This window comes from Desulfosarcina sp., from assembly GCF_041551955.1.
In the GTDB taxonomy this organism is placed as follows: domain Bacteria; phylum Desulfobacterota; class Desulfobacteria; order Desulfobacterales; family Desulfosarcinaceae; genus Desulfosarcina.
The window spans coordinates 1-6,700 of record NZ_JBFELV010000278.1 but is presented as its reverse complement, the minus strand read 5'-3'; the positions used below and the strand labels follow the sequence as shown (position 1 = coordinate 6,700).

At 56.1% G+C, this 6,700-nt stretch carries 8 protein-coding genes; 6 read left to right on the top strand and 2 right to left on the bottom strand.

Annotation, left to right across the window (positions count from 1 at the left end; genetic code table 11):
- Positions 1-424, bottom strand: a 424-nt coding sequence (locus ABYV26_RS17765; RefSeq protein ID WP_372682696.1) for a GAF domain-containing protein, incomplete at its 3' end; no start/stop codon positions are given.
- Positions 425-697: 273 nt separating this feature from the next.
- Between ABYV26_RS17765 and ABYV26_RS17760 the strand changes: the two genes are divergently transcribed.
- The 5 genes from ABYV26_RS17760 to ABYV26_RS17740 all read left to right on the top strand — a co-directional run bounded on the left by ABYV26_RS17760 (position 698) and on the right by ABYV26_RS17740 (position 5,639).
- Positions 698-1,636 carry a substrate-binding domain-containing protein gene (locus tag ABYV26_RS17760; RefSeq protein ID WP_372682695.1) on the top strand — a complete coding sequence of 313 codons (939 nt, stop codon included), beginning with the start codon at positions 698-700 and terminating at the stop codon, positions 1,634-1,636.
- A gap of 149 nt (positions 1,637-1,785) precedes the next feature.
- Positions 1,786-2,622: a substrate-binding domain-containing protein gene (locus tag ABYV26_RS17755; protein WP_372682694.1), complete on the top strand. Its 837-nt coding sequence runs from the start codon at positions 1,786-1,788 to the stop codon at positions 2,620-2,622.
- 6 nt (positions 2,623-2,628) lie between these two features.
- Positions 2,629-3,315 (top strand): ABC transporter permease, encoded by a 687-nt coding sequence (locus tag ABYV26_RS17750; RefSeq protein WP_372682693.1) that lies wholly within the window; start codon positions 2,629-2,631, stop codon positions 3,313-3,315.
- Positions 3,312-4,343: an energy-coupling factor ABC transporter ATP-binding protein gene (locus ABYV26_RS17745; RefSeq protein WP_372682692.1), complete on the top strand. Its 1,032-nt coding sequence runs from the start codon at positions 3,312-3,314 to the stop codon at positions 4,341-4,343. The genes ABYV26_RS17750 and ABYV26_RS17745 overlap by 4 nt, the downstream gene beginning before the upstream one ends.
- A 378-nt stretch (positions 4,344-4,721) precedes the next feature.
- Positions 4,722-5,639, top strand: a complete 918-nt coding sequence (locus tag ABYV26_RS17740) for a DMT family transporter (protein ID WP_372682691.1) — start codon at positions 4,722-4,724, stop codon at positions 5,637-5,639.
- Positions 5,640-5,711: 72 nt separating this feature from the next.
- Here the strand turns inward: ABYV26_RS17740 and ABYV26_RS17735 are convergent, their stop codons facing one another.
- Positions 5,712-6,272 (bottom strand): NADPH-dependent FMN reductase, encoded by a 561-nt coding sequence (locus ABYV26_RS17735; protein WP_372682690.1) that lies wholly within the window; start codon positions 6,270-6,272, stop codon positions 5,712-5,714.
- 176 nt (positions 6,273-6,448) lie between these two features.
- On the opposite strand from ABYV26_RS17735, the gene ABYV26_RS17730 reads away from it, so the two are divergent.
- The coding region (locus tag ABYV26_RS17730) for a MerR family transcriptional regulator (protein WP_372682689.1) at positions 6,449-6,700 on the top strand (252 nt) is incomplete at its 3' end.

Here is a 6,700-nt window from a genome sequence, read left to right as displayed (position 1 = left end):
CATCCTTTTTTGAACTCATCAACGGGATGGTGAGCATGGAACGGGTGACGTATCCAGACGCTTCGTCGAATTTCTTGCTGAAGTGATAGCTCTTGGTGGGTGGCAGTTTGTAGACATCCGGAATGCTGAGCATTTTTCCCGTAGCAGCGGCAAACCCGGCTATACTCGTCTCGTCGATGGGCACCGAAAAGGTGGAGTAGATCAGCTTTTCTCCGGCGGGGAGTCGCCTTTGGAGGGTGTCGTTCTGGGAATAGGTAAAATCCAGTCGGTTGCCGTCGCGAATATAAATGGAACCGGCATCGGCGTTTACAAACTGGCGCGCCCGCGTGAGCACCCGCTCCAACAGAATGTCGAGGTCGTGGATCCGGTTCAGCTCGATCCCCAGCGTCATCAGCGTGTCCAGTTTCTGCTTTTCGTTGAGCATGGTTTCAGCGCTCCCGGAAAAATTCGGTTCACCGCTAATCTATACGGCACGCACCGGCTCCGTCAACTTAAAAAGGTGCGCCGGGGCGCATCGATGCGCAGGCCACAAAAAATACAGGCGATGGTTATTTTTGGTAATTATGGGTTTGTTTACTTCTCTGTGTTCCGCTGAATGTTAGAAAATATTGACATTTCGTTCCACGACTCCTACTAATTGCCATCCTGATGGGCGGACAGCCTCGTCAGAGAAAACGCCGTTGAGGAAGAGAAAATCATGACGCAGATGCTATCCACCAAGGAGGTGGCCAAATTCCTTGGGATCAATGAGAAAATGGTATATTCGCTGATTTCGGAAAAGGGGCTGCCCGCTTCGAAGGTTACCGGAAAATGGATTTTCCCCCGTCATCTGGTGGAGCAGTGGGTCGAGTCCAGCACGGTCAACTATCCCCAGAGCCACAATGTTCTGCCTCCCTATGAGGGGCTTTTGGTCATCACCGGGAGCAATGACCTCCTTCTTGAAAAGGCTCTCTCCCTCTTCAACAGCCACCATCCGGATCATCTGGCCGTATTCGGGAACCTGGGCTCCGTGGGCGGCATCAATGCCTTGCGACGCGGCCTTTGCCATATGGCCACCAGCCATCTGCTCCAGGAGAACGGCAACGAATATAATTTCGATTTCCTGCAGCGCCAGTTCGAACGCATGCCCGTGGTGGTGAATTTTTGCAAGCGGGACCAGGGAATTCTCATCCAAAAAGGCAACCCCCGCAACATTCACGCCGTGAAGGATCTTGGAAAACCCGGCATCCGTATCGTCAATCGATCTCTGGCCACGGGCACCCGCCTGCTTTTCGACCGGGAACTCAAGCGGGCGGAAATTGCCGGGGAGCGAATCGCCGGGTACGACCGCGAGGTGAATCGGCACATGGATGTGGGGCTCGAGATTCTGGGCGGCCGCGCGGATGCCGGACCGGGGATCCGGCCGGTGGCCTCCCTGCTGGGCCTGGCGTTTATGCCCCTGCGCCAGGAGCGCTACGACCTGCTGGTTACCCGGGAGCGTTTTTTCGACCAGGGGATCCAGTATTTTCTCAGCCTGCTCCACGAAAAGGCATTTGTCCAGGCGGCGCAGCAGCTGGAAGGATACGATGTGTCCAAGAGCGGCAAAATGATTTTTCCCCATGAACTGGATGCCGCAGAAGTCGAACTGAAGCCTTGAAGCACGCTCCGGCCTCTCAAGCGTCTGAATAGCCAACGCGAGCGAAGCGATCAGCCAACCAACAGTGTCGCGCAGCACTGCCGTTTTAGGCAGAACATTCCCCGCAGCCTGAAGCGGGGCGTCGACCAATCAAAGGGAGAGGTAAATCCATGCAGAAAAAAAAACAGATGGCGGAAAAGGCATGTTTAATTGTGGCATTGACCCTGATGATGGTTTTTCCAGTCATGGCGGCCGACAAAGTACTGATGATGGCCACCACCACCAGTACCGATAACACCGGCCTGCTGGACTACCTGGCCCCTCATTTTACCCAGGCCACGGGGATCGAGCTCAAATGGACGTCGGTGGGGACCGGCAAGGCCCTCAAAATGGGTGAAAACTGTGATGTGGACGTGCTGCTGGTCCATGCACCGGCGGCGGAAAAGGCATTTGTGGAAAAGGGTTTCGGCGTCAACCGCAGGGAGATCATGTACAACGACTTCGTGATCATCGGTCCGGAGAGTGATCCGGCCGGCATCACCGGCAATACGGTTGTCGATGCGCTGGGGACCATACGTGCCAAGGGGTCTGTGTTCGTCAGCCGCGGAGACAATTCGGGCACCCATAAGAAGGAGCTTTCCCTGTGGAGCGCCACCGGTGCGGCTGTTCCGGAAAAGGAGTTTTGGTATGTTCAGACCGGTCAGGGAATGTTGGCGTCCATCAACATTGCCGCTGAGCGAAACGGTTACACCATGACTGATCGCGGCACCTTTATCAAGTACGCCGACACCATGAGCGGCAATCCGCCGCTGAAAGTACTGGTCGAGCAGGACGACATCTTGCTCAATCAATACAGTGTGCTGGCGATCAATCCACAGCGCTGTACGAAGGCCAAATTCGATCTGGCCACCTCCTTTGCGGAATGGCTGGCCGGCGCGGAGGCCCAGGGGCTGATACGGGATTTCAAGCTGCTGGGTAAACCGCTTTTCGTCCCCAATGCAAAATGATGGCATATGGATTTTATCTTTGCGGGATTCATAGAGGCCATCCGCCTGCTTTTCGGTGGTGACGGCCAGACCTGGTCCGCGGTGGCCGCCACGCTGAAGGCTTCCTCCGGCTCCATGGCCGCCAGTCTGATATTGGGCATCCCCTTGGGATTCGCACTCGGATATCTGAATTTCCCGGCCAAGCGTCAGGTGCGGCTGCTGGTGGATACGGCGCTGGCCCTGCCCACGGTGTTCATCGGCTTGGTGGTCTACGCATTTATCTCCAACCGGGGCCCACTGGGAGAGATGGGCCTGCTGTTCACCCTGACCGGCATCGCCATCGGCCAGACCATACTTGCCCTGCCCGTGGTCATCGCCCTGAGTGCCACAGCCGTGGAAAGCATGGACCGGCACCTGCGAACGCTTCTGATCTCCCTGGGGGCCAGTCGGCGGCAGCTGTTGTTCAGCAGCCTGTGGGAGGTGCGTTATGGGGTGCTGGCCGCCGGCCTCACCGCCTACGGGCGGGTGATGACCGAGGTGGGCATCTCCATGATGGTGGGCGGTAACATCAAGTGGCACACCCGTACCATCACCACCGCGATTGCCTTGGAGACCGGTAAGGGGATGTTTTCCACCGGCATCGCCTTGGGGCTGGTGCTCATCGCCATTGCCTTTGGTGTGAATGTGTGCCTCTCCTTTTTAAGGAAACGATGACGGTGTCCCAGCCCATCTATCGGATTGAAAGCCTCGTCCACCGCTACCACAGCGATCCGGTATTGGCCGTCGATCGTCTGGACATCGAACCGGCATCCATTTTGGGACTGGTCGGACCCAACGGCAGCGGGAAAAGCACCCTGCTCAAGCTCATGGCGTTTATCTTCCGGCCTACCCAGGGGCGAATCCTATTCGACGGAAAACCGGCGTTTCCCTTCGACGAATCAGTGCGGTTTCTGGTTACGCTGCTAACCCAGGACCCTTACCTGATGAAGCGTTCGGTGTTTAAGAACATCGCCTATGGTTTGAAGGTGCGTGGTACACGTGAGGATTGGGGCCCCCCGGTACACGATGCGTTGGCCATGGTCGGCCTGGACCCGGATACCTTCGCCCGGCGCCAGTGGGACGAGCTGTCCGGTGGTGAGGCCCAGCGGGCGGCCCTTGCGGCCCGGCTGGTGCTGAAACCCCGGGTGCTGCTTTTGGACGAACCCACCGCAAGCGTGGACGCCGCCTCCAGCGAACTGATCCGTGCCGCCTCCTTGCGTGCCCGCAGCGAATGGGGCACCACCTTGGTGATTGCCAGCCACGATCGCGAATGGCTTTACGATGTCTGTGACGAGGTGATCCACCTGTTCAAGGGGATACCCACCGGCACCGGCAGGAGCAACATGGTTTTCGGCCCCTGGGTCCCCGATGAAAACGGCTATTATATGAAACCGCTCGGCGACGGCATCCGCTTTACGGTTTCAGCACCACCGAAAGCCGATGCCACCGCTTTTATCGACCCCGCTGCCATCCGCATTTTCGATAGCGCGGAGACCCAAAAGGGTGCTAATATCGCCTTTGTCAACGGGACGGTCACCCGTATCACTTCGGAAAAACAAAGCGGCAATCTGTTCGCCGATGTCCGCGCCGGTTCGCTTAGGCTGGTCGTGCGGGTCGACGAATCCCACCTGGCTGCCATGACCCTTCACCGGGGCTGGCCTGTGACGTTGGCCTACCGACCGGACAGCATCCGCTGGCTATAGGCATCAAGATAATGAATTTGGACTGCGTTATCGGTCGTCGCAGTATACCAATACGGCTTTCTTCCTCTAGCCTGGCCAAATTCATTATCTTGATGCCCATAAAGTGGCATAAATCCCTTCCCACCGCTTTTTATTTGACTTCAGCTACCCCATCCCGGATAAACTTTCCCGTAATCGTTCGCGGGTTCACTACGGTAACCGTTGAACCTTGAACCTTGATGGACCCGTAAAAAGTCGAAATGTCCTCTTTTTTTTTCATCCCCGCGCAGGCGGGGATCCAGTATTTTTAAACGGTTATGGATTCCCGCTTTCGCGGGAATGACACCAATGGTGACTTTTTACGAGCCCATCAACCTTGAACGCTGAACCCGTGAAAAGATGATCAACCGCGAAAACCTATTCACCTGGCGACCGGCCGTATTTTTCTGGGCGCTGGTATGCGCCTTGTTGTGGGGCAGCGCCTTCCCCATGGTAAAGACCGGCTTTGTGATGCTGGATATTCAGCACAGTACCGGCGGCAAGCTGTACTTTGCCGCCTACCGATTTTTCCTGGCCGGGGCGATGATTTTTGCCGGTGTCTTTGTCGCGGGAAAATCCATCGTTTTATCCCACAAGCGCGATTACAGTGCCATGGTCCTGACGGGGATGCTGCAAACCACCCTGCAGTACACTTTTTTTTACATCGGCCTGTCCAACACCACCGGGGTCAAGGCCTCTATCATCATCGGTTCAGGTTCCTTTTTCCTGGCCCTGTTTTCGCACCTGTGGTTCAAGGACGACCCCATCACCCTGCGGAAAAGCATCGGGTTGATTCTCGGCTTCGCAGGCATCGTCCTGGTCAATTTACAGGAAGGTGGTCTGAACTTTCATATGACCTTGACCGGTGAAGGCTTTATCCTGCTTACCGCCTTGTCTTCCACCCTGGCCTTGGTCGTCGTCAAGAAAACCGCCGTTCGCGTTTATCCGCCGCTGATGTGCGCTTATCAACTGTCCACCGGTGCCGTGGCCCTGTTTCTGCTGGCCCTGTTTTTCGAATCCCCGGCGGTGTTGGTCTTTTCCATGCGTTCGCTTGTTCTGCTGCTGTATCTCAGTTTTCTCTCTGCCGCCGCTTTTTCCCTGTGGTACCTGTTGATCAAGGCCAACCGGCTTTCCAGCATGGCCGTCTACCGGTTTCTCATTCCAGTGTGTGCCGTCCTGCTTTCCGTTGCCCTAATTGAATCCGAACACCTTCGTTGGCCGGCTTTGGCGGCGCTGGTCATGGTGTGCCTGGGCATGCTGCTGACCACGCGGGAGTAATGCCACCGGAATAGAGGCATTGGCATCCACATAAGGGTGTTTCCTCAACCAATGGTTCGCTGAGGTCGGGTATCAGGCCTTCATTCGACCAACAAATTCGCTAAAGCCGGCCATGTACTTGACCAATTGCCTTTTCACGCCGTCGTCGGTGAGGTTGCCCTGGTCGTCGAATTTGCCCATGGCACCGCTGACCCACAGCAGGCGCCCGGACCATACCTGAGTGCCCAGCACGCGCAGCACCGGCAGCCAGGCGTACTGGGAAAAGGCGGTGCCGAAGTTGCCCGGTGTGGCGCCGATCAGGCCCACCGGTTTACCCGCAAAGACGCCCATGCTTTCCTCGGGCGGTCGGGTGAACCAGTCGATGGCATTTTTAAAAACCCCGGGGATGCCGTTGTTGTACTCCGGGGTGACCAGCAACAGTCCGTCGGCCGCCTTGATTTTCTGCTTGAGGTCGGTCACCGCCGGCGGAATTCCTTCCCCCGCTTCCACATCTCCATCATACAAGGGGATTCCTCGAATTGAATTGACAGAGAGCGAGCATCCGTCGGGCACCGCGTCCGCGGCAGACCGAAGTAGGCCGGCGTTGAAAGAATGTTCCCGCAGACTTCCTGATATTCCCACGATCGTAGTCATGTTTTGTCCTTTCGTTACCCATTCGAAGGTTTTGGCGCATACAGGTGACAGGATAATCATCTTTCCGTTCATATTCACTGCTTGGCCGGGTGGATGCGAAAAGGTTGACTCGGCAACTCAATTCAATTAATATAAAACATAAAACAGTCAACTAATTTATAATGGAGGGTGGTCATATGACAAGGGTGTTTTCCCCGAAAGAAGTTCAGGCGATAACCGGAATCACAGCCAGACGAATTAAATTTTATGCCGACGCCAAACTGTTGAGCCTGAAGGATCAAAATCCTGGACGGGGGCGGGGTCGGGAATATTCGCGCCAAAATGTCTTCGAGCTGTTCTTGATCATCGCACTTGATGCCGTGGGCGTGATGTTATCGAGGATCGAGGATATCTTCTCCAGCGCAGGTCCGAGTCGCTACATTTTTCTT

Coding starts and splice junctions, on each gene's coding strand:
- ABYV26_RS17760 (WP_372682695.1), top strand. CDS start 698: ATGACGCAGATGCTATCCACCAAGGAGGTGGCCAAATTCCTTGGGATC.
- ABYV26_RS17755 (WP_372682694.1), top strand. CDS start 1,786: ATGCAGAAAAAAAAACAGATGGCGGAAAAGGCATGTTTAATTGTGGCA.
- ABYV26_RS17750 (WP_372682693.1), top strand. CDS start 2,629: ATGGATTTTATCTTTGCGGGATTCATAGAGGCCATCCGCCTGCTTTTC.
- ABYV26_RS17745 (WP_372682692.1), top strand. CDS start 3,312: ATGACGGTGTCCCAGCCCATCTATCGGATTGAAAGCCTCGTCCACCGC.
- ABYV26_RS17740 (WP_372682691.1), top strand. CDS start 4,722: ATGATCAACCGCGAAAACCTATTCACCTGGCGACCGGCCGTATTTTTC.
- ABYV26_RS17735 (WP_372682690.1), bottom strand. CDS start 6,272: ATGACTACGATCGTGGGAATATCAGGAAGTCTGCGGGAACATTCTTTC.